Here is a 20,539-nt window from a genome sequence, read left to right on the forward strand (position 1 = left end):
AGGGCGCGGGGCCGGATCTTGGTCGTTGCCATGGCGTTCACGATGGGGCCGGGCCGCCAGTACGGCCCCGACGGTTGACGGAGATCGTCAATCGGCGGAGCCGCCGGGTGTCCGGCCAGCGATGATGGGGGGATGACGTTGAGGATCGACATCGGCGGGCTGCCGTCCGGGCGGCTGCGGTTCACCGCCTCGCCGCTGGCCGAGCTGACCGCGATGCTGCACGTGCTGGCCGAGCCGGGCCATCACCCGCGGTTCGCCGCCTGGGCGGGGGACGTGTGGGCGGGGTTGCGGCCGGAGCTGGCCGAGCGGCTGAGGGAGGCGGAGTTCCTGTGGCGGTCCTCGCGGGCGGACTTCCTGGTGCCCGCCCGTCCCCGGCCGACGCTCGCCGAGGAGCTGGACGACGTGGACCGGATCGGCGACGAGGCGTATGTGCGGGCCGCGCTCGTCACCACGTGCGGCAGCAACCGGCTGCACTTCGGCTCGCCGCTCGAGGACGCGACGGCGCGCGAGCGGGCCCTGGACCTGGCGCAGGCCCGCGGCGCGCTCCAGGAGGCGTTCGTGGAACGGCTGCTCGCGGATCCGGCCGCGGTGCGGGCGCGGGTGCGCCACACTCTCGAACAGTGCGCCGAGGCGTTCTTCGACGCCGCCTGGGCGGGCATCTCCGTGCGGCTCGCCACCGACCTGCGCCTGAAGAACGACCTGCTGAAGCGCCAGGGCGTCGCGGCGGCACTGGCGTCGGTCTCCGGCGCGGTCACCCTGGCGCCGGACGGCGACGGCATCATGGTGGACAAGCTGCAGGACAAGGCGATCACCGCCGCTGACACGGGCGTCACGTTCCTGCCCACCGTCTTCGGCCACCCGCACCTGGTGGTGATCCACGCGCCCGGCTGGCAGCCGGTGGTGCAGTACCCGGTGGCGGAGGCGAGCCCGCCGGCGCCGGTCTCGATGGAGACGGTCACGCTCCGGCTGGAGGCACTGGCCCATCCGGTACGGCTGCGGCTGCTGCGTACCCTGGCCCGTGGCCCGCACACCACCGGCGAGCTGGCCCACGCCTGGGAGCTCACGCCCCCGGAGGTCTCCCGCCACCTCGCCGTCCTGCGCCGCGCGGGCCTGCTCTCGGCGCAGCGGCACGGCCGGTACGTCCGCCACCGCCTCGATCTGCCCGCTCTGACGGCGCTGGGCGGCGACCTGCTGACGGCCGTACTGCGCTGAGCGGTGCCACGACGTTTGAGACTTGAAACCAGAAAAGCCGAGAACAGGCCGGAAAAGCTTCAATCGACGTTGCAGTGTTACGATTTACCCACATGAGTCAGGACATTCGCGACTTCATCGCCCCCTCATGTGAGCTGCTGGCCCTCGGCGAGCCGACCCACCAGGTGCCCGCCACCCAGCGGCTGCGCAACGAGCTGTTCGCCCGGCTGGCCGGGCAAGGCTTCCGCTCGATCGCCCTGGAGATCGACCGCGTCGCCGCCCTCGCCGCCGACGACTACGTCCGCAACGGCACCGGCACCCTCGACACCGCGCTCAGCGAGGGCTTCTCGCACGGCTGGGGAGCCATGGAGGGCAACAGGGAGCTGCTCGCCTGGATGCGCGAGTACAACCGGACCCGGCCGCCGCAGGAGCGGCTGAGCCTGCACGGGTTCGACGCGCCGACGGAGAACTTCAGCGCGCCCAGCCCGCGCCGCTACCTGGAGCACGTCCGCGACTACCTGGGCCTCGACCTCGACATCGCGGGCCTGGCCGGCGACGACGAGCGCTGGGAACGTACCGAAGCGATCATGGACGCGGCGAGCTCGCCCGGCGCGAGCCCGGAGGCGGGGCGGCTGCGTGCCGCCGCCGAGGAGCTGCTCGTCGCGCTGCGGGCGCGCGAGCGGGAGGCGCCCTCGCGCGAGGAGTGGATCAGGGCCAGGACGCACCTCACCGCCGGCCTCGGCCTGCTCCGCTACCATCGGCAGGCGGCCGTGCCGCTCGAACGCAACGAGCGGGTGACCCGCCTGATGGCCGTGCGTGGCGCCCTGATGGCCCAGAACCTCCTCGACCTGCACGCCATCGAGGCCCCGCGCGGGCCGATGCTGGTGCACTCGCACAACGCGCACCTGCGCAAGTCGCCGGGCGGCATGCGGGTGGCGGATCTGGACATGCACTGGATCGGCGCGGGCGCCATCGTCGCGTCCCTGCTGGGCGACCGGTACGCGTTCGTCGCCGGCGGTCTCGGCCGGGCCGGGGCGCTCGGCGTCGGCGACCCGGCCCCGGACACCTTCGAGGGCCTGCTGGGCGCCCGCATCACGACGTGGGGCCTGGCCCCGGTCCCTTCCGGCGCCCGCACCCGCACCGACCCCGTCCCGCAGCAGAGCGGGTACTTCCCCCTCGACCACGCCACCCTGGACGGCGCGGACGCCGTCCTGTTCATCGCCGACCCGGATCTCGTCCAGCTCGCGCGTGCCTAGTTCGTGTCGCGAATTTTGCTATTGTCGAGTGGTGAAGGAGCAAGCCGAAAGTCAGATAGGGGTGGTGGCCGCGCTGGTGCGGTCCACGTTCCTGGTCAATGCCGTCTACGAGGCCTCCGCCCGCGAGTACGGTCTCACCCAGCAGCAGGGCCAGTTGTTGTGCGTGCTGATGCCGCGCCCGTACGGGATGAGCGAGCTGGGCGCGGTGCTCGGCCTGGCCAAGTCGAGCCTGACCGGTCTGGTCGACCGCACCGAGCGTAACGGCCTGGTCCAGCGCAAGCCCGATCCCGACGACTCCCGGGCGGTGCGGGTGGCGCTCACCAAGATGGGCGCCAAGCTGGCCGTGGAGTTCTACGACGAGACCTGCCGGCGCATCGATGAGCTGGCCGCCGGGTTCGCGCCGGAGGAGCGCGACACGCTCGCCGCCCTGCTCGGCCGGATCGTGGCAGACAACAAGGTGCCGACCGTCTTCATGGAGCCGGATCGGTTGCGGTGACGGCGATCCCCACTTGCGGTTCGTGCCACGAACTAATAAAGTTCGTGGCACGAACTTTGTGAGGGGTTTGAATGATGAGCACGTTGTCCGCATCCAGGGTCGTCTTCGGCTTCGGCACGCATCCCGGCATCGACGACATCCCCGAGCTGCTGCGGCTGACCGAGCAGGCCGACCGTGACGGGCTGGACCTGTTCACCCTGTCCGACCACCCGTACATCGGCGCCCGCCTCGACGCCTACGCCGCGCTCGGCTTCGTCCTCGGGCGCACGCGGCACCTGGCCGGCTTCGCCAACGTCACCAACCTGCCGACCCGGCCGCCGGCCATGCTGGCCAGGACGGTGACCTCGCTGTCGGCGATGTCCGGCGGCCGGATCGTGCTCGGCATGGGCGCGGGCGGCCTGTGGGACCGCATCGCCGACATGGGCGTGCCCCGGCTGAGCCCCGGAGCCGCGGTGGACGCGTTCGAGGAGGCGATCGTGCTGGTCAAGCTGCTGTCCGGCGGCGGGCCCGCGGTCACCTTCGAGGGCGCCCACTACCAGGTGCGCCAGATCGAGCCCGCGCCCGTCGCGGCCCCGCCCGTGTGGACCGGCTCGGTCGGCCCCAAGTCGCTGGCCGCCACCGGCCGCGTCGCCGACGGCTGGATCCCCGGCCACGCGGCCGACTGGCTCAGCGAGCGCTACCGCTCCTCCCGCCCCGTCATCGACGAGGCGGCGGCCGCCGCCGGCCGCGACCCGGCCGAGGTCCGCACGATCTTCAATCTGCCCGGCCGCATCACCGACCGGCCGCTGCCCGCCACCCGCGACGCGGAGGGCCGCTGGCTCGGCGGCTCCGTCGGGCAGTGGGTGGAGGAGCTGACCTCGGCCGTGCTGGAGCACGGCGCGTCCGGCTTCACGCTCTTCTCTCCCAGCCACGGCTCCGTCGACGCGACCACCCTGGCCCGCTGGGGCCAGGAGGTCGCCCCCGCCGTACGCGAGGCGGTCGCCAAGGAGGCTCAGCCCGTCACGCCGGACGACTCCTCCAGGTAGGCCATCGCCCCCACGGGCTCCTCGGCGAAGAAGACCAGGTCGGTGAGAGGACGAGGCAGGAAACCCTCGTCCTCCATCCGGCGGAACTGCTCCTTGAGTCCGTCGTAGAAGCCCGCCGTGTTGAGCAGCACGACGGGCTTGTCCGTACGGCCGTGCTTCTTCAGCTCCAGGATCTCCGTCGCCTCGTCCAGCGTGCCCGTGCCACCCACCATGATCACCACCGCGTCGGCCTTCTCCAGCAGCAGCTTCTTGCGCTCGCCGAGGTCGGCCGCGACGACCATGTCGTCCACGCCCGGGCGCACCTTGTGGGCCAGGAAGTCCACCGAGACGCCCATGAGCCGCCCGCCCGCCTCGTGCACCCCGTCGGCCATCACCTTCATCAGCCCCACGTTGGAGCCGCCCCACACCAGGGTGTGCCCGCCCCTGCCGATCAGCTCGGCGAACTCGCGGGCGGGGCGGGTGTAGGTCTCGGGCAGGTCGGCGGCGGACAGGAAGACGCAGATGTTCATGGAGACCACCGTAAGGGGCCGCGACGCGTCACCTGGTCACAGGTGCCGGCCCCACCAGTCGAGGATGGCCTCGAAGCGGGCCACCCGATGGCTCGGCAGGCCCGAGCGGGACAGCTCGTGCCCCTCTCCCGGGAACAGCAGCATCTCCGTCTCCACCCCGCGCATCCGCAGCTTGACGAACAACCGCTGCGCCTGCTCCACCGGGCACCGCCAGTCGTGCTCGGAATGGATGATCAGGAACGGGATATCGATCTTGTCGGCGTGCGTGAGCGGGCTCTGCTCGGCCCAGCGCGCCGTGTCCTCGCCGTACAGGTCACGCGTGAAGAACCAGCCGATGTCGCTGCTGCCGGTGAAGCTGTCGATCGCGTTGAGCGCCCGCTCGCTGATCGCCGCCTTGAACCGCTCCCCGTGGTGGGCCGCCAGCCACGTGGTCATGAAGCCGCCGTGCGAGCCGCCCAGCACACCGGTACGGGAGGCGTCCAGGCCGCCGGTGGCCAGCGCGGCGTCCAGCAGCGCGAGCAGGTCGGCGGCCGACAGCCGGCCGACGTCGCCGATGATGTGCCGGCCGTGCGCCTGCCCGTAGCCGGAGGAGCCGCGCGGGTTGCCCATGACGACCGCGTACCCGGCCGAGGCGTAGACCTGGGCCTCGTCGAAGACGTGCCAGCCGTACTGCGTGAACGGGCCGCCGTGGATCATGAGGAGCACCGGGTGCGGCCCCTCGCCCTCGGGGCGGACGATCCAGCCGTGCACCGGGTAGCCGTCGGGGGCCGTGCCGGTGATCTCCTCCAGCGGCAGCACGCCGAGGTCGCGGCCGAAGGAGGTCAGCGTAATCTCCTTGCCGTCGCGCAGCGCGACGAGCTCGCCCGGCGTGCGGGAGTCGGCGACGGCCGCGACGGTGACGCCGGCGGCGTGGGCCACGGCGTTGACCTCGCGCGGGCCGCTGATCAGGACGGCCGGCTCGCCGCCCTCGTACGGGACCAGCAGCAGGTCCTTCGCACCCCGGTTCTCGGCGGTCACGAGCACACCCGCATCGATGGGCGCGTACGGGTCCTCCGGCAGGTGGAAGCGCTCCTCGTCGGTCAGCCGCCGGGCCGCGCCCCCCGCCACCGGCACCGTCCACAGCCCGGCGTTGCGGCACACCACCCGGCGGCCCTCGGGCCCGGCGGTGTAGCCGAAGAAGCACAGCGCCGCGCCGTCAGGGGTGAAGCGCGGCCCGGACACCGACAGGTCGCTGCCCGTCACCCGGCGCAGCCCGGAGCCGTCGGGAGCGCACACCCACACGTCGCTGGTGACCGTGGTGTCGCGCTCGTCGTGGCGGGCCGCCACGAACGCCAGCAGCTCGCCGTCCGGGCTCCACGCCACCTCGCCGTGGTCGTAGTCGCCCTCGGTCACCTGGACGGGCGAGGGCTCGTCCGCGAACGGGTCGACGACGAACACGTGCGCCCGCCGGTCGATGAAGAAGCCCAGGTTGTCGCGCCGGAACTGGAAGCCTGTGATGCGGCGCGGCGGCTCCTTGTCCGGCTCGCCCTCGCCGTAACGGCCCTCCTCGGGCACGCGCGCCACGAACGCCAGCCGCCGCGAGTCGGGGCTCCACACCGGCTCGCCCGCGCCGAGCGGCTGGTCGGTCACCTTCCACGGCTCGCCGCCGCCGGTGGGCAGCACGTAGAGCTGCGGCTTGGCGCCGTCACCGGCACGTACGAACGCCAGCCAGGCGCCGTCGGGGGAGTAGACCGGCTCCGTGTCGCGCGGGCCACGCGTCAGCCGGCGCGGCCCGGCGGAGCCGTCCGTCGGGACCAGCCACAGGCCGCCGCGGTAGTCGTCGGCTTCGAGGTCGGGCCGGGTGACGGCGACGATCGCGTGTTTCCCGTCGGGCGAGATCGTCGGCGCGCCGAGAGCATGCAAGAGGGAAATGTCCGCTGGTTTCATGCGCTCGACCCTAACCGCCGCGCCCCGGCGGCCACAGCGACCCGCCCCTCACAAAACCCCGCACACCCCGGCCGATGGTCACAATTCGTGATGCCGCACACCTTCTGCGTGAAACCACCGTAAGATCCACGGCTAGATCGACGGCGGTACCGCGAGCAGAGAGGCAGTGCAGCACGTGACCCCCCAAGGCCCGCAGCCCCACCAGCCCCCCGAGCCGACGGCCCCGGCCCCCGCCGAGCCGCTGCTGACCAGGGACTACGACGCCAACCCCGCCCAAGTGCACGCGAGACTGCGCGACACCTACGGCGCCGTCGCGCCCGTCGACCTGCTCGGCGTGCCGGTCTGGTTCGTCATGGGGTACGAGGAGGTGCTGCGCGTCCTGCAGAACGCCGGAGGCGTCTGGAGCAAACACCCCGATCGGTGGAAAGCCCACGCCGAAGGCCGCATCCCCGCCGACTGGCCCCTCCTGCCCGTCTTCCAGGTCAACAACTCCACCTTCCAGGAAGGCGCCGCGCAACAGCAGCTCCGCAACGCCTGGACCAGCGCCCTCGCCCCCTTCCAGGACCACGGCCACCCCCAGGCCCAGCAGCTCGAACAGGCCGTCGCCCGCCACGCCGACGACCTCATCGCCGTGCTCGCCGAAGGCGGCACCACCGGGCAGGCCGACCTGGCCGCCCAGTACGCCCGGCCGCTGCCGCTCATGGTCGCCGACCGCATGCTCGGCTTCACCGCCGGCCGCGGCGAGGACGTCGTCATGGACATCTGGCGCCTCATCGACGCCGGGGCCGACGAGGCCACCGCGCTCGAACGGCTCCACGCCGCCATGACCGAGCTCGGCGCCGCCAAACGCGAGCACCCCGGCGACGACCTGCCGTCGTACCTGATCGCCGCCAAACCGGACATCACCCTCGACGAGCTGGCCCGCGAGCTGCTCATGCTGCCCGGCCTGCTCGACTTCACCGCCAGCCTCGTCTGCAACGTCGTCGTCGAGGTCGCCACCAACCCCGACGTGCGCGAAAGCCTGTCCACCGGCGCCATCGACGAGACCATCAACCGGGTCGCGCTGCTCAACCCGCCCATGGCCAACCTCACCTTCCGCTACGCGCTGACCGAGGTGAAGCTGGGCGGGCGCACCATCGCCGCCGGCGACCCCGTCATGCTCTCCGTCGCCGCCGCCCACCAGGACCCGCGCTTCGCCGGCGCCATCGACTGGAACGCCATCCGCACCACCCGCGCCCACCTCGCCTGGGGCGCCGGCCCGCACAACTGCCTCGGCCGGCTCCTCGCCACCCGCATCACCGCCATCGCCGTGCACCGCCTGTTCAAGCGGATGTCCAAGGTCAAGCTCGCCCTCCCGGCCGACCAGCTGCCGTGGCGGCCGTCCCCGTTCATGCGCGCGCTGCGCTCCCTCCCGATCCAGTACGAACTCGCGCCCGCACCCCCACGACCGCCCCACCCCCGCCCCACCCACCCCGGAGGCCCCTCCGCCCACCGAGCCCGCCGACCGCCCGTCCAGGTCCCCCTTGTGGACGTTCCTGCGCGGCCTGCGCCGCCCCCGCTGACCACCCCCACCGGCCGCCCGGCCCGACAGGGCCGCCGCCAGCCGACCAGACAGTGCTCCGATGGGCAGGCCGCCGTACTCGGGCAGGGAAGGCCGGGTGGCCCGTGCTCGGGCGACGCGAGACCAGGTGGCGCTCAGGCAGGCGGCACACGAACGGCGAGAGACCGAGCGGGCGCGCACCCCACAGGTCGGCGAGGGCGAGCGACGCCCAGACGGCCAGACCGCTGTGCCTGGGCAGCGCGAGGCCAGGCGCGCGAGGCGCGGGCAGGCGCCGGGCGGTGCTCGGGCGGCGGGGGCCGATCGGGAGTGCGCACCGCGCCCGGCGGCGGGGTCAGGCGGGTGGGGACGGCCGGGGCCGCCTGACCGGGCGGCTCACCCGCGCAACCGGGTGTTGAGCCGGGCGGCCTGGCGGGTCAGGTGCTCGCGTTCGGGCAGGCTGGGCGCCGACCGGGCGGCCTCGGCGTACAGGCGGGCCGCGGTCGCCAGGTCGCCGTCCCGCTCGTGCAGGTACGCCGCCACGGCGGTGTACCTGGGCAGCGCGGGATCGAGCTCGGCCAGCGCGGCCAGCCCGGCCCGCGCCCCGTCGGCCTCGCCGACCGCGACCGCCCGGTTGAGGCGGGCCACGGGGCTGCCGGTGATCCGGACGAGCTCGTCGTACCACTCGACGATCTGCACCCAGTCCGTCTCCGCGGCGCACCGAGCGTCGGCGTGCAGCGCGGCGATCGCCGCCTGCGCCTGGAACTCGCCCAGCCGGTCGCGGGCGAGCGCCGCCTGCAGCACGTCCACCCCTTCGGCGATCATCCGGGTGTCCCACAGGCCGCGGTCCTGCTCGGCGAGCGGCACCAGCCTGCCGTCCGGGCCGGTCCGCGCCGCGCGGCGGGCGTGGTGCAGCAGCATGAGCGCGAGCAGGCCCGCCACCTCCTCGTCCTTGGTCCTGGCCGCGAGCTGGCGGGTCAGCCTGATGGCCTCCGCGGCCAGGTCCACGTCGCCGGAGTAGCCCTCGTTGAAGACGAGGTAGAGCACGCGCAGCACCGTGGCCAGGTCGCCGGGCTGGTCGAAGCGGACGGAGGAGACGGTCCGCTTGGCGCGGCTGATGCGCTGCGCCATCGTCGCCTCCGGCACCAGGTACGCCTGCGCGATCTGGCGCGTCGTCAGCCCGCCGACGGCGCGCAGCGTCAGTGCGACCGCCGAGGCGGGGGTCAGGGACGGGTGCGCGCACAGGAAGTACAGCTGCAGCGTGTCGTCCACCGCCTCCGACGGGCCCGGCGCCGGCTCGGTCTCCACCCGGATCTCGCGCTCCTGGCGGGAGGTCTCGGCGCGGGCGGCGTCCAGGAACTTGCGCCACGCCACCGTGACCAGCCAGCCCTTCGGGTCGCGCGGCGCGTCGCCCGGCCAGACGCGCACGGCCTCGACCAGGGCCTCCTGCACGGCGTCCTCGGCCGCCACGAAGCTGGCTCCGCGACGGACGAGAGCACCGATCACCGCGGGCACCAGCTCCCGCAGCAGCGCCTCGTTCACCGCGTCACTCAATCCGTCGCAGGCAGGTGCTCGGTCATGATCGGGCGCACCTCCAGCCACTCGTGGATCGGCTTGCCGCCCGCGCCGGGAGCCGCCGACAGCTCGGCCGCCAGCTCCAGCGCCCGCTCGTAGCTGTCCACGTCGATCACCATCCAGCCGGCGATCAGGTCCTTCGTCTCCGCGAACGGGCCGTCGGTCACCGGCGGCCGCCCCTCCCCGTCGGAGCGGACGAACGTGCCCTCCGGCGACAGCGCCTGGCTGTCGACGAACTCGCCGGTGCTCTCCAGCCGGGCGGCGAACTCCCGCATGTACCGCAGGTGCGCCGACAGCTCCTCCGGCGTCCACTGGTCCATCGGTACGTCGTTGACCGCCGCGGGCGCGCCCCGGTAGTGCTTGAGCAGCAGATACTTGGCCACCGTCGTTCTCCTTAGTGTGATACGGCCCCATTGTGGCCGTGTTGCTGATGATGGAGGGATGTTTCAGGCGCTGCGGCTCTCCTCGCGCTTGCGCATCAGCTCCTCCACCGCGCTCGGCAGCGTCGTCTCGAAGTCGATCAGCTTCGCCCACGTGGGCGTGACGACGATCCGGACCATGCCGTCGTAGAGGGAGCGCACCTCCGCCTCCCACTCGACCCGCTGCTCGGGCGTCATCTGGTAGCTGCCGTTCATCTGCAGGTACTCCTGCGGGATGCCGTCGACGACGTCCAGCTCGACCACGCCGCGGATGAGCAGGATCTTGGGCGGGTGCACCTCGGTGTCGATCGTCAGGGCGACCGCCGGGTTCGCGCGCAGGGCCGCCAGCTTCGGCGCGTTCTTGGTGGTGCACATCACGATCTGCGAGCCGTTCCAGGTGAACGCGATCGGCACGTTGCGCGGGGTGCCGTCCTTGGCCACGTAGGCCAGCCGGGTCACGTCGCGGGCCAGCAGCTCCTGGCTGTAGGGGCGGCTCAGAACCTCGGCGATCTCGTGCTGCTTCATGTCTGTCTCCCGTTCTCGTCGTCGCCCGTCGGGGCGCTCCCGCCCCTGGGACGGAGCCGGTGACGGGTTCTCGACATCCGCGCGAACTTTTTTCCTGACCCGCCGGAGACCGGTGATCATGCGGGCTGCAGCCGCCCTGCAAGCGGCCCCTGATCGACTACCGGGACCCGCCCCTGACCAGACGGAACGTGAGGAAGAGCAGGATGGCATCGGTCGTCTTCGGGACATTCGCCGTGATCGCGCTGATCGTGGCCGTCGTGCTGTTCCTCGTGCTGAGGCGCAAGCCGCACACCCGCGTCGGCGCGTACGTCAGCGCCCCCATCGTCCTGCTCGCCGCGGGAATGCTCGGCATGGGCGCCCTGGCGTTCGGCAGCCTGGAGGCCGCCGGGCTGCGCACCTTCACCCCGGAGGAGCGGGCGGCGGCGGTGCCGTGCCAGGCGGCGGTCCTGGGGGCCGAGCAGACCTCCAACAAGCTCAACGGGCGCTACTTCTGGCTGCTGCGCCTGCGCGTGACCCCGCGCGCGGGCAGCGCGTACGAGATCGAGCGCACCGCCCGGCTCACCTCGCCCACAGGGGAGCGCCTGCGCGCCGGGAACGTCGTGCTCCCCTGCCTGGTGGATCCCGGAGACCAGAGCCGGATCGACATCCCGGCCCTGGGTAAGTGATCGTCAAGCGCCTTCCAACCGTGGCCTCCTACGGTGAGGTCATGTTCAACATCGGTTGGGTCGAGTTCGTCTTCGTCTTCGTCATCCCCGTGGCGATCCTCTGGCTCGTCATCTACACCGCCGTACGGGCCGCGATCCGCCACAGCAGGTGACCGCCCGCGACGGTCAGCCGCCCATGTCGGTGGTCACCGTGTCGGGATCCGGCGCCTTGATCGACACCTTGGCGCCCCACCCGGTGAAGCGGCTGTCGATCGTCAGCGTCTTTCCCTTCAGCTCGCTGCTGGCCAGCACGCCCGTGGCCGCGTACGACGACTTCACCCGGCTCACGAGCCCGGCCGAGGTCAGCGTCAGCGTGTAGGAGACCTTCGTGGCGTTGTCCATGCGCAGCGGGATCGACGCCCCGAACCAGCGCGACACCTTCTCGAGCTCCTTGAACGTGATCGTCCCGGTGAGCGTGCCGCCGCGCAGCCTGCCCTTCTTGACCAGCGCGGCCAGGGTCTTCGGCTCGGCGGGGTTGATGACCTGGCCGTGGAAGCCGCTGCTGCCGCCGAGCAGGCCGTTGGTCTTGAACCAGGACTTGCCGGGCGGCAGGCGGTCCTCCCACATGCCGCCCGAGGTGTAGCTGACCTTGCCGACGCTGATCGTGCGCTCGCCGGGCCGGCCCGGCGAGGTGGTGGTGATGTCGGAGGCCGCCACGCCCTTGGCGTCGAGCTGGAAGGTGCCCTTGCGGCTCTGCAGCTTGGCCTTGCCGCCGCCCGACAGCGTGGTCGTCTCGGTGAAGCGGACGCCGTGGCCGGGGGTGAGCTGGGCCTTGAGCGCGCGTACGGGATCCTTGGGAGCGGCCTGCGCGGGCGCGGCGGCCACCAGCAGGCAGCCGCAGGCCACCAGGGCCGTGATCGTGGTCTTCTGCACGGCGGTGATCTTGCCGGAGGTGGATCACGATCGGGACACGACCGGACGTCTCGCGGGTTCAGTGTGGTTGCGGGCGTGCCCAGTGTGGCTGCGGGCGTGCCCAGTCGCGGGTCTCGCGTACGACGGTGAACCCGGCCGACCGGTACAGCGCCACCGCGGCCTCGTTCGCCGACGGCGTCACGACGGCGACCGCGCTCGCGCCCCGCTCGGTGAGGGCCGCGCACGCGCCCAGCACCGCCTCGCGCCCGTGGCCGTGCCCGCGATGGTCGGGATGGGTGCCGACCGGTTCGAGCAGCCCGCACCTGCCCGGCCCCGCGAGCCAGCCGGTCACGGCGGCGGCCGGCTCGCCCTCCGGCGTGCGTACCAGCACCTCCACGGCCAGCCCGGCCGCCGGTGAGCGGCGCATCGCGTGCCAGCGTTCGACCGTGAACGTGGATCCCGGGAAGGCCGAGCGCTGCACGAGCACCCGGTCGGCGGCGCCGGCCGCGTCGACGGGCTCGGCGCGGCTCGACACCGGCCGCCGCGACCACGACAGGACGAGCCAGGACTCCTCCGGGTCGGGCTCCCACCCGGGGATGGGCAGGCCGTCGCAGCGATCGTTGCCCGGCTCCAGCAGGTCGCGGGCGTCGGTGGCGAGCGCGTCGAGGGTGGCGGGGCCGAGGTCCGGCGCGGTGGTGACGCGCAGCACGGGGCCGTCGAGGAAGCCGGCCGCCACCGGCGCCCCGCCGTCGGTCCAGAGGAAGACGGCGGCGTCGTCGAAGCGGAGCAGCCACCCCACGTCCCCCGGGTGCAGGCCGCCGCCCGGGGCGTCGGCCGGAGTCCACGCGCACAGCGCGCGCAGCGCCGGGCCGGTCTCGGCGGAGGTCAGGCGGCGCCGCGCCAGGGAGATCATGAACGGCAGGCTAGCCAGCGGCGCGGGCCCGGCTCAAAGCCTTTTCTGGCGGGGCCGTCATGTCAGGCCGGTGACGGTCCCGTGTCAGCGGGGTCGGCGACCGTGGAGCTCTGAAAGGCCGCTGACGAGAGGAACGACCATGGAGCACACGCTCGCCGCGATGCCCACCGAGCGCCGGCCCGGCTGCCCGTTCGACCCGCCCAAGGAGCTGGTGGAGGCCCGCGCGCAGAGCCCGATCAGCCGCTTCACCTTCCCCGACGGCCACCAGGGCTGGGTGGTCACCGGCTACGACCTGGTGCGCTCCGTGCTGGCGGACCCGCGGTTCAGCTCCCGCAAGGAGCTGATGAAGCACCACCCGCTGGTCGACTTCGGCGACATCGAGGTGCCGCCCGCGCCGCCCGGCGAGTTCCTGCTGATGGACGACCCCCAGCACGCCCGCTACCGCAAACCCCTCGTCGGCCGGTTCACCGTGCGGCGGATGCGGCTGCTGACCGAGCGGGTCGAGCAGGTCACCGCCGAGCACCTGGACGCCATGGAGCAGGCCGGCCCCACGGCCGACCTGGTGACCGCCTTCGCCAAGCCCATCCCCGCCGTGATGATCTGCGAGCTGCTCGGCGTCCCGTACGAGGACCGCGACCGCTTCCAGGAGAACGTCGACAAGTTCATGAACGGTGAGACCGGCGAGGAGGAGCTGATCGCCGCCTACACCGCCGTGCAGCAGTACCTCGCCGAGCTGGTGGCGGCCAAGCGCGCCCACCCGACCGACGACGTGCTCAGCGAGCTGACCGACAGCGACCTGACCGACGAGGAGCTGCGCGGGATGGCCCTCATCCTGCTGGCCGCCGGCCTCGACACCACCACGAACATGCTGGCCCTCGGCACCTTCGCCCTGCTCCAGAACCCGGACCAGCTCGCCGCCCTGCGCGCCGAGCCGGAGCGGGCCGTGGAGGAGCTGTTGCGCTACCTGAGCGTCGCCAAGACCTTCCAGCGGACGGCACTGGAGGACGTCGAGCTCGGCGGCCACACGATCAAGGCCGGGACGGCGGTCGTGCTGTCGTACCACACCGCCAACCGCGACCCCGACCGCTTCACGAACCCGCACGCCCTCGACCTGGGCCGGCAGGAGGGCGGGCACCTCGCCTTCGGCCACGGCATCCACCAGTGCCTGGGCCAGCAGCTCGCCCGGGTCGAGATGCGGGTCGCGTTCACGGCGCTGTTCGAGCGCTTCCCCACGCTGCGGCTGGCCGTACCGGCCGAGGAGGTCGGGCTGCGGCCGGAGACCGCCGACATCCACGGGGTCAAGAGCCTGCCCGTCACCTGGCTAGACTGAGGGCAGCACACGAAAACGCGGCCCGGTCGGTAGCCCGGGCGAAGCTCCACGTATCCGCCCTTTCCTGGGATGTCCGGTGTGCCGTAAGGCGACCTCGCCGAGGCCGCCTGTCCGGCATACACGGGAAAGGGCAGTCGTGATCACGCTCTCCATCTTCTTCGACGGCGGGTTCTGGGTCGGCGTGCTGGAACGCGCCGAGGACGACCGGGTGCGGGCCGTCCGCTTCGTCCTCGGCCCCGAGCCGACCGGCCCCGAACTGTACGACTACCTGCTCCGCCACGGGGTGGCGCTGCTGGAGCGCTCCGCGTCGGCGCCGCCCGTCCCCGCCGGGGAGCGGGCGACCGGCCGGGCCAACCCCAAACGCGCGGCCAAGCTCGCCGCCAGGGCGGCGGCCCGCCTGCCGGCCCGCGGCACCGCCGCCCAGGAGGCGCTGCGGCTGGAGCTGGAGCAGCACAAGTCGCAGGCCAGGGCCGACCGGCGGGCCCGGCGGCGGGAGCAGGCCGAGCACAAGCGCGAGGTCGCCCGCCGCAAACGCATCGAACGCCGCCGCGACCGCTGAGATCCCTCAGAGTCAGCGGCCGGCATGTCACGGGCCGGTATGTCACGGGCCGGTATGACCCGGGCCGTCCTTGGGCGCGTCAGGGGCCGGCGATCTCGCGGACGGCGCCTTCGGCGGCCGAGCGGGCCAGGGCCGCGTAGGCGCGCAGTGCCGTGGACACCGGGCGGTCGCGGTGCCGGGGCCGGTAGCCGGTGTGCTGCTCCAGCCGCCGGCGGCGGGCGGCGAGCTCGTCCTCCGGGACGCCCAGGTGGACGAGGCGACCGGGCACGTCGACGGTGATGGCGTCGCCGTCCTCGACGAGGGCCAGGGGGCCGCCGGCCGCCGCCTCCGGCGAGACGTGCCCGACCGACAGGCCGGAGCTGCCGCCGGAGAAGCGGCCGTCGGTGACCACCGCGCACACCTTGTCCAGGCCCCGGCCCTTCATGTACGCGGTCGGGTACAGCATCTCCTGCATGCCGGGCCCGCCGCGCGGCCCCTCGTACCGGATGACGAGCACGTCGCCGGGCGACAGGCGGCCGGACAGGACCGCCTCGACGGCCTCCTCCTGCGACTCGGCGACCACCGCGCGGCCGGTGAAGACGCGCAGGCCGTCCGGGACGCCGGCGGACTTCACCACGGCGCCGTCGGGGGCGAGGTTGCCGCGCAGGACCGCCAGGCCCGCGTCGGGGGAGTAGGCGTGCGCCGCGTCGCGCACGCAGCCGGCCGCCGCGTCCAGGTCGAGGGACTGCCAGCGGGCCGACTGGGAGAACGCGGCCGGCGAGCGGGCGCCGCCGGGCGCGGCGTGGAACAGCTCGACCGCCTCGGGGGAGGGGGCCGCGCCGCGGACATCCCAGGCGTCCAGCCACGCGCCGAGCGAGTCGGCGTGCACGGCGCGCACGTCCTCGTGCAGCAGCCCGGCGCGGCGCAGCTCGCCCAGGACGGCGGGATGCCGCCGGCGCGGTGCACGTCCTCCATCAGGTACGTCCCGTTGGGCGCGACCTTGCACAGGCACGGCACCTCGCCGGAGCGGGCCTCGATGTCGGCCAGCGTGTAGGCGAGGCCGGCCTCGCGGGCGGCGGCCAGCAGGTGCAGCACCGTGTTGGTGGAGCCGCCCATGGCCAGGTCCAGCGCCATGGCGTTGTCGAAGGCGGCGCGGGAGGCGATCGCGCGGGGCAGCACGCCGTCGTCGTCCTCGCCGTAATGGCGCGCGGCCAGCTCCATCACGGTACGCCCGGCCCGCTCGTACAGGGCGCGGCGGGCGGTGTGGGTGGCCAGGGTGGTGCCGTTGCCGGGCAGGGCCAGGCCGAGCGCCTCCAGCAGGCAGTTCATGGAGTTGGCGGTGAACATGCCCGAGCACGACCCGCACGTGGGGCAGGCCGCCTCCTCGATGCGGGCCAGGTCGTCGTCGGCGACGGCCGGGTTGGCGGCCTCGGACATGGCGGTGATCAGATTGAGCCCGGTGCGGACCGTGCCGTCGGCCAGCACCGCGCGGCCGCCCTCCATGGGCCCGCCTGAGACGAAGACGGTGGGAATGTTCAGCCGCAGCGCGCCCATCAGCATCCCCGGCGTGATCTTGTCGCAGTTGGAGACGCACACCAGGGCGTCGGCGCAGTGGGCCCGCACCATGTACTCGATGGAGTCGGCGATCAGCTCCCGCGACGGCAGCGAGTACAACATGCCGTCGTGCCCCATGGCGATGCCGTCGTCGATGGCGATCGTGTTGAACTCGCGCGCGATCCCGCCCGCCGCGTTCACCGCCTCGCCCACGATGCGGCCCACCGGCTGCAGATGCGTGTGCCCCGGCACGAACTCGGTGAAGCTGTTGGCCACCGCGACGACCGGTTTGACGCCGATGTCGGCCGCCGGACGCCGGAGGCGCGCATCAGGGCGCGGGCGCCGGCCATGTTCCGCCCGTGGGTGACCGTACGTGATCTCAGTTGTGGCATGCGGCCATGCTGGCGGCCGGCGGGCGGGCGGCGAAGACGCCCGTAGTGCTGGTAGTGCCACTACCAGCACTATCCTTGCCCGGGTGAGCAGCGTGGCCGACCGGCACCGGGAACTCGGCAGCTTCCTGCGCGCCAGGCGCGCGCGGCTCGACCCCACCGCGGTCGGGCTGCCGCCGGCGGGCCCGCGCCGCAGGGCGGCCTGCGGCGCGAGGAGGTCGCCACCCTGTCCGGCGTCAGCGCCACCTGGTACACGTGGCTGGAGCAGGGCCGCGACATCCAGCCCTCCCGCCAGGTGCTCGACGCGCTGGCCGGCTTCCCCGCCTACGCCATCGCCCCCGACTGGACGATCACCGGCTGGAACGCCGCCTACGCCGCCCTGTACCCGAACGTGGCCACGGTGGACCCCGGCGAGCGCAACCTGCTGTGGCTGGTGTTCACCGACCCGTACGTCCGTGACCTGCTGCCCGACTGGGAGACCACCAGCCGCCGCTTCCTCGCCGAGTTCCGCGCCGAGGCCGGGCCACGCCTCGGCGACCTGGCCCGCTCGCCGATCGTCCAGCGGCTCCTCGCCACCAGCGAGGTCTTCCACGCCGCCTGGCAGGACCACCACATCGAGGGGTTCGCCTCGCGGGAGCGGCTCTTCCGCCATCCGGCGGCGGGCGTCCTGCGCTACGAGCACCACCGCCTGGCCCTCGCCGACCAGCCCGACCTGCACGTGGTGATCTACACCCCGGCCGGCCCGTGACCGGCCGTTACTCGAAGTCGCATCCGGGGTTCGGCGCGTCCACCGAGAACGGCGCGCCGTGCGGCAGCACGTACAGCACCTCCAGGATGACGGGCCGGTCGCCGCGGTTCTGCCCGATGTGCACCTGGTCGGCGCCGCTCGGCTCGACGATCGCCTGCCCCTTGCGGTAGACGCCGTCGGAGGCGCAGGTGGCGTCGAAGTGGCTGAGGGTGCCCTGGCGGACCACGCCGTACAGGGTGCCGTCGTGGTAGTGCCAGCCGGTGCTGCCGCCGGGCTCGATGGTGATCTCGCGCAGGATGTAGTCCTGGTCGCCCACCGTGCGCTGGTAGAGGACGGTGGCGCTGACGCCGGTGGCGGGCGTGGCGCTCGCCGCAGCGGGGAACAACGCGAGGGCCACGGTGGCGGCGGCCGCGATGAGGGGAAGCTTGCGCATGATGTGTCGCCTTCGTCGATCGTCGGTCGGTTTCCGCCGACTAAGACCGGGCGGGCCGTCGATCCCGTGACAACCGCATGCGCTTTCAAGGGGTGATCGAGGACAATGCGGGCGTGCGGATCCTGATCGCCTTCGTCGCCCTGGCCGTCCTGACCTCCTGCGGGTACGGCGAGCACGAGCGTGTCCTGCGCTCCCTGACCGGCATGGAGCAGGTGGCGCGGTCCCTCGGACCCGGCGATGCCCCCTTGACCGGTCCGCGGCGGGTCGGGGAGGCCGAGTTCCAGGCGATCTACCGGGCGGGCGACCGGGTGCACTTCCAGGTGGGCGAGGCCGGCCCCGGCGTGGATCCCCACGGCTACGTCTGGAGCCCCGGCCGCGCGCCGGTCGACGACTCCGGCCCGTCGGTCGCGTCGTCGTTCGAGCACCTCCAGGGCCCCTGGTACCGCTGGAGCGACAGCTACTGACCGCGCACGAGCGGGAGGAAGACCGTGTCGACGATCTCCTCCAGGACGTCGTCGGGCACGGGGGCGAACGTCACCAGGATCTCGTGGCGCAGCAGGTCGAAGGGGAGCGCCTTGATGCGTTCGGTGAGACGCTCCGGCCGGATCTCGCCGCGCTCGGCCGCCCGCTGGAAGATCACGTCGCCGCCGTCGTCGCCCCCCGGCGATAGCAGCTCGCCCGGGCGGGTGCCGGTCTCCTGGTAGTAGCCGGCCAGGTGCACGTTCATGAGGGTGATGAGGCGGACGCGGGTGCTGTTGATCTCCCGCATGAGGGTGAGGACGTCCTCGCGCAGGCTGCCGGTGTCGGGAACGTCGATCCTGGCCTGCTCCAGCACGTGGGCGACGGTGGCGCGGACGAGCGCGTCGCGGTCGGGCCAGCGGCGGTAGAGCACGGGCGGGCTGGTGCCGGCCCGCTGGACGACGGCGTCCATGGTGAATCCGGCGTAGCCGGTGGCCGTGAGCTCGTCCCAGGCCGCGTCGAGGAGCGCCTTTTCCAGTGCCGCGCCACGGCGCCGCTCGGGCATCCGCCACCTCCTTTGGATAGATTTGCCTATCTTATCTTAGCGCCCTAGGGTGGCGGCCGTAAGATAGAGCCGTTTATCTTAGGAGGCCGTTCGTGAGCACTCCCCCTGACACAGGAGCCGCGCGGGTCCGGCCGCCCCGGACGTTGCGCGAGGCGTGGGTGGCCCTGGCCGGGCTGTCGGCGGTGTTCCTGTTCGAGATGCTCGACAACTCGATCCTCAACGTCGCGCTGCCCACCATCGGCCGCGAGCTGCACGCCTCGGCGGTCGCGCTGCAGTGGGTGACGGGCGCGTACGCCGTCATGTTCGGCGGGCTGATGCTGGCCTTCGGCGCGGCGGCCGACCGGTTCGGCCGGCGCCGCGTCATGCTCGCCGGGCTGGCGCTGCTCGCCGCCGCGAGCCTGGCGACCGCGTTCGTCACCACCGCCGAGCAGCTGATCGCCGTGCGCGCGCTCACCGGCGTCGCGGCGGCGATGACGACGCCGGGATCGATGGCGCTGGCCTTCCGGCTGTTTCGCGACGACCGCCTGCGCATCCGCGCGACCACCGTCATCACGACCGCGGGCCTGGCCGGCCTCGCGATCGCCCCGGCGGCGGGCGGCTTCGTGCTCGCCGTCGCCCCGTGGCAGGTCCTGCTGCTGGTGAACGTGCCGATCGCGGTGCTGGCCATCGCCGGCGTACGGGCGGGCATCGCCCCCGACGACCCGGCCGGCCTCCACCGCGACCCGTGGACGTCCTCGGCGCGGTGCTGGGCACGGCGACGATCGTCCTGGCCCTCGTCACCCCCACGGTCTTCGTGCACGAAGGCGCCGCCGGGTGGCGGCCGTGGACGCTCGCCGCGCTCGCCGCCGCCGGAGCGGTCCTGTTCGTCCTGCGCGAGCGCGCGGCCCGCCACCCGCTCCTCGACCTCGCGCTCGTCGCGCGCCCGCTCGTCGCCAGTGGCCTGGCCTACAAGGCCGCCGCCGGGCTCGCCACCGCCGGCCTCGGCTACCTGGTGACGCTGCACCTGCAGCTCGCCTGGGGGTGGCCGCCCGGCCTCGCCGCGCTCGGCATGCTCCCGCAGGTCGTCGTCCTGATCGCGGCCGGCCCGTTCATCGGCCCGTTCGTGGAGCGCGCCGGCGGCGCCAGGGCCGCCTGGCTCGGGGCCGTGGCCGTCGTGTCCGGGCTGGCCGTCTACGCGCTGCTCGGCAGGCTCGGGTACGCCGGCGTGGCCGCCGCCCTCGTGCTCGTCGCCGCCGGGATGCGCGTGGTCGGCGTGGTCGCCGCCGTCAACGTGCTGCGCGGCCTGCCGGACGACCGTACCTCGATCGGCGCGGCCCTCACCGACACCGCCACCGAGGTCACCTCCGGCGCCGGCATCGCCATCGGCGGCACCGTGCTCGCCGCCGTCTTCACCGGCGACCTCGCCGCCCCCGCCTGGAGCGCGCAGCAGAGCGCGCAGTTCCAGGACGCCGTCACGATCGCCGGCCTCCTGCTCACCGGCATGGCGGCGGCGCTCGTCAGCTGGGGGATGCTGCGCGCGCGCCACCCCTCGGCCGCCGCCCGCTGAGACCGCGTTCAGGGCGCCGCTCGCTGAGATGTCCGCCGACCGCGTCCGC

General features: G+C 73.3%; 21 protein-coding genes and 2 pseudogenes. 13 read left to right on the plus strand and 10 right to left on the minus strand.

The window, feature by feature from the left end; genetic code table 11:
* The first annotated feature begins 132 nt into the window (after positions 1-132).
* The 4 genes from KIS93_RS42135 to KIS93_RS42150 all read left to right on the plus strand — a co-directional run bounded on the left by KIS93_RS42135 (position 133) and on the right by KIS93_RS42150 (position 3,968).
* The gene (locus KIS93_RS42135) at positions 133-1,212 is read left to right on the plus strand and encodes a DUF5937 family protein (RefSeq protein WP_080038273.1); all 1,080 of its coding nucleotides are present in this window, start codon (positions 133-135) and stop codon (positions 1,210-1,212) included.
* Positions 1,213-1,304: 92 nt separating this feature from the next.
* Positions 1,305-2,447, plus strand: a complete 1,143-nt coding sequence (locus tag KIS93_RS42140) for an erythromycin esterase family protein (RefSeq protein ID WP_080038274.1) — start codon at positions 1,305-1,307, stop codon at positions 2,445-2,447.
* A gap of 31 nt (positions 2,448-2,478) precedes the next feature.
* Positions 2,479-2,943, plus strand: coding sequence for a MarR family winged helix-turn-helix transcriptional regulator (locus tag KIS93_RS42145; protein WP_230466119.1), 465 nt, complete (start codon positions 2,479-2,481; stop codon positions 2,941-2,943).
* A gap of 74 nt (positions 2,944-3,017) precedes the next feature.
* Positions 3,018-3,968: an LLM class flavin-dependent oxidoreductase gene (locus KIS93_RS42150; protein WP_418115081.1), complete on the plus strand. Its 951-nt coding sequence runs from the start codon at positions 3,018-3,020 to the stop codon at positions 3,966-3,968.
* Here KIS93_RS42150 and KIS93_RS42155 read toward each other — a convergent pair.
* Together KIS93_RS42155 and KIS93_RS42160 are read right to left on the minus strand one after the other, a co-directional pair.
* Complete coding sequence (locus KIS93_RS42155; protein ID WP_080038275.1) at positions 3,935-4,477, minus strand: LOG family protein; 543 nt, start codon at positions 4,475-4,477, stop codon at positions 3,935-3,937. The genes KIS93_RS42150 and KIS93_RS42155 overlap by 34 nt on opposite strands.
* 36 nt (positions 4,478-4,513) lie before the next feature.
* Positions 4,514-6,403, minus strand: a complete 1,890-nt coding sequence (locus tag KIS93_RS42160) for a S9 family peptidase (RefSeq protein ID WP_080038276.1) — start codon at positions 6,401-6,403, stop codon at positions 4,514-4,516.
* A 175-nt stretch (positions 6,404-6,578) separates the two neighbouring features.
* Between KIS93_RS42160 and KIS93_RS42165 the strand changes: the two genes are divergently transcribed.
* The gene (locus tag KIS93_RS42165) at positions 6,579-8,327 is read left to right on the plus strand and encodes a cytochrome P450 (protein WP_186404746.1); all 1,749 of its coding nucleotides are present in this window, start codon (positions 6,579-6,581) and stop codon (positions 8,325-8,327) included.
* 9 nt (positions 8,328-8,336) lie between these two features.
* Here the strand turns inward: KIS93_RS42165 and KIS93_RS42170 are convergent, their stop codons facing one another.
* The 3 genes from KIS93_RS42170 to KIS93_RS42180 form a co-directional block, all read right to left on the minus strand.
* Positions 8,337-9,482, minus strand: coding sequence for an RNA polymerase sigma factor (locus KIS93_RS42170; RefSeq protein ID WP_080038277.1), 1,146 nt, complete (start codon positions 9,480-9,482; stop codon positions 8,337-8,339).
* A gap of 8 nt (positions 9,483-9,490) precedes the next feature.
* Positions 9,491-9,898, minus strand: coding sequence for a YciI family protein (locus KIS93_RS42175; protein WP_080038278.1), 408 nt, complete (start codon positions 9,896-9,898; stop codon positions 9,491-9,493).
* A 63-nt stretch (positions 9,899-9,961) separates the two neighbouring features.
* Positions 9,962-10,459 (minus strand): pyridoxamine 5'-phosphate oxidase family protein, encoded by a 498-nt coding sequence (locus tag KIS93_RS42180; RefSeq protein WP_080038279.1) that lies wholly within the window; start codon positions 10,457-10,459, stop codon positions 9,962-9,964.
* Between the two features lie 203 nt (positions 10,460-10,662).
* Here KIS93_RS42180 and KIS93_RS42185 point away from each other — a divergent pair, with 203 nt between their 5' ends.
* Positions 10,663-11,124, plus strand: coding sequence for a hypothetical protein (locus KIS93_RS42185; RefSeq protein WP_080038280.1), 462 nt, complete (start codon positions 10,663-10,665; stop codon positions 11,122-11,124).
* A gap of 165 nt (positions 11,125-11,289) precedes the next feature.
* On the opposite strand, the gene KIS93_RS42190 is transcribed toward KIS93_RS42185, so the two are convergent.
* Positions 11,290-12,036, minus strand: coding sequence for a hypothetical protein (locus tag KIS93_RS42190; protein ID WP_080038281.1), 747 nt, complete (start codon positions 12,034-12,036; stop codon positions 11,290-11,292).
* 58 nt (positions 12,037-12,094) lie between these two features.
* On the minus strand, positions 12,095-12,928 hold the full coding sequence (locus tag KIS93_RS42195) for a GNAT family N-acetyltransferase (RefSeq protein ID WP_080038282.1): 834 nt from the start codon (positions 12,926-12,928) through the stop codon (positions 12,095-12,097).
* A 139-nt stretch (positions 12,929-13,067) separates the two neighbouring features.
* On the opposite strand from KIS93_RS42195, the gene KIS93_RS42200 reads away from it, so the two are divergent.
* Both KIS93_RS42200 and KIS93_RS42205 read left to right on the plus strand, forming a co-directional pair.
* Complete coding sequence (locus tag KIS93_RS42200) at positions 13,068-14,258, plus strand: cytochrome P450 (protein ID WP_080038283.1); 1,191 nt, start codon at positions 13,068-13,070, stop codon at positions 14,256-14,258.
* Positions 14,259-14,394: 136 nt separating this feature from the next.
* Positions 14,395-14,817: a YjdF family protein gene (locus KIS93_RS42205; protein WP_080038284.1), complete on the plus strand. Its 423-nt coding sequence runs from the start codon at positions 14,395-14,397 to the stop codon at positions 14,815-14,817.
* A 79-nt stretch (positions 14,818-14,896) separates the two neighbouring features.
* On the opposite strand, the pseudogene ilvD reads toward KIS93_RS42205, so the two are convergent.
* A pseudogene (gene ilvD / locus KIS93_RS42210) lies at positions 14,897-16,700 on the minus strand (dihydroxy-acid dehydratase).
* 241 nt (positions 16,701-16,941) lie between these two features.
* Between ilvD and KIS93_RS68440 the strand changes: the two are divergent.
* Positions 16,942-16,992 (plus strand): annotated as a pseudogene (locus KIS93_RS68440) (hypothetical protein); the annotation flags it as partial.
* Between the two features lie 42 nt (positions 16,993-17,034).
* A complete protein-coding gene (locus KIS93_RS42215; RefSeq protein WP_246005440.1) occupies positions 17,035-17,487 on the plus strand; it encodes an MmyB family transcriptional regulator in 453 nt (150 codons plus the stop codon).
* A gap of 7 nt (positions 17,488-17,494) precedes the next feature.
* Here the strand turns inward: KIS93_RS42215 and KIS93_RS42220 are convergent, their stop codons facing one another.
* Entirely contained in the window at positions 17,495-17,920 is a 426-nt protein-coding gene (locus KIS93_RS42220) for a cupin domain-containing protein (protein ID WP_155126950.1), read from the minus strand.
* Positions 17,921-18,033: 113 nt separating this feature from the next.
* Here KIS93_RS42220 and KIS93_RS42225 point away from each other — a divergent pair, with 113 nt between their 5' ends.
* The gene (locus KIS93_RS42225) at positions 18,034-18,384 is read left to right on the plus strand and encodes a hypothetical protein (protein WP_155126952.1); all 351 of its coding nucleotides are present in this window, start codon (positions 18,034-18,036) and stop codon (positions 18,382-18,384) included.
* On the opposite strand, the gene KIS93_RS42230 is transcribed toward KIS93_RS42225, so the two are convergent.
* Entirely contained in the window at positions 18,378-18,944 is a 567-nt protein-coding gene (locus KIS93_RS42230) for a TetR/AcrR family transcriptional regulator (protein ID WP_080038288.1), read from the minus strand. The two genes, KIS93_RS42225 and KIS93_RS42230, sit on opposite strands and share 7 nt — an antisense overlap.
* Positions 18,945-19,036: 92 nt before the next feature.
* Here KIS93_RS42230 and KIS93_RS63790 point away from each other — a divergent pair, with 92 nt between their 5' ends.
* Together KIS93_RS63790 and KIS93_RS63795 are read left to right on the plus strand one after the other, a co-directional pair.
* Entirely contained in the window at positions 19,037-19,939 is a 903-nt protein-coding gene (locus tag KIS93_RS63790; protein WP_222107839.1) for an MFS transporter, read from the plus strand.
* On the plus strand, positions 19,936-20,490 hold the full coding sequence (locus tag KIS93_RS63795; protein ID WP_222107840.1) for an MFS transporter: 555 nt from the start codon (positions 19,936-19,938) through the stop codon (positions 20,488-20,490). Before KIS93_RS63790 ends, KIS93_RS63795 begins: the two co-directional genes overlap by 4 nt.
* Positions 20,491-20,539 lie beyond the last annotated feature (49 nt).

This window comes from [Actinomadura] parvosata subsp. kistnae, from assembly GCF_900323885.1.
Taxonomy (GTDB): domain Bacteria; phylum Actinomycetota; class Actinomycetes; order Streptosporangiales; family Streptosporangiaceae; genus Nonomuraea; species Nonomuraea composti.

What these genes read in the sequence shown, in the direction of transcription:
- KIS93_RS42220 (WP_155126950.1), bottom strand. Translation starts at nt 17,920, where the DNA reads ATGCGCAAGCTTCCCCTCATCGCGGCCGCCGCCACCGTGGCCCTCGCG.
- KIS93_RS42230 (WP_080038288.1), bottom strand. Translation starts at nt 18,944, where the DNA reads ATGCCCGAGCGGCGCCGTGGCGCGGCACTGGAAAAGGCGCTCCTCGAC.
- KIS93_RS42135 (WP_080038273.1), top strand. Translation starts at nt 133, where the DNA reads ATGACGTTGAGGATCGACATCGGCGGGCTGCCGTCCGGGCGGCTGCGG.
- KIS93_RS42185 (WP_080038280.1), top strand. Translation starts at nt 10,663, where the DNA reads ATGGCATCGGTCGTCTTCGGGACATTCGCCGTGATCGCGCTGATCGTG.
- KIS93_RS42180 (WP_080038279.1), bottom strand. Translation starts at nt 10,459, where the DNA reads ATGAAGCAGCACGAGATCGCCGAGGTTCTGAGCCGCCCCTACAGCCAG.
- KIS93_RS42195 (WP_080038282.1), bottom strand. Translation starts at nt 12,928, where the DNA reads ATGATCTCCCTGGCGCGGCGCCGCCTGACCTCCGCCGAGACCGGCCCG.
- KIS93_RS42200 (WP_080038283.1), top strand. Translation starts at nt 13,068, where the DNA reads ATGGAGCACACGCTCGCCGCGATGCCCACCGAGCGCCGGCCCGGCTGC.
- KIS93_RS42150 (WP_418115081.1), top strand. Translation starts at nt 3,018, where the DNA reads ATGAGCACGTTGTCCGCATCCAGGGTCGTCTTCGGCTTCGGCACGCAT.
- KIS93_RS42140 (WP_080038274.1), top strand. Translation starts at nt 1,305, where the DNA reads ATGAGTCAGGACATTCGCGACTTCATCGCCCCCTCATGTGAGCTGCTG.
- KIS93_RS42155 (WP_080038275.1), bottom strand. Translation starts at nt 4,477, where the DNA reads ATGAACATCTGCGTCTTCCTGTCCGCCGCCGACCTGCCCGAGACCTAC.
- KIS93_RS42160 (WP_080038276.1), bottom strand. Translation starts at nt 6,403, where the DNA reads ATGAAACCAGCGGACATTTCCCTCTTGCATGCTCTCGGCGCGCCGACG.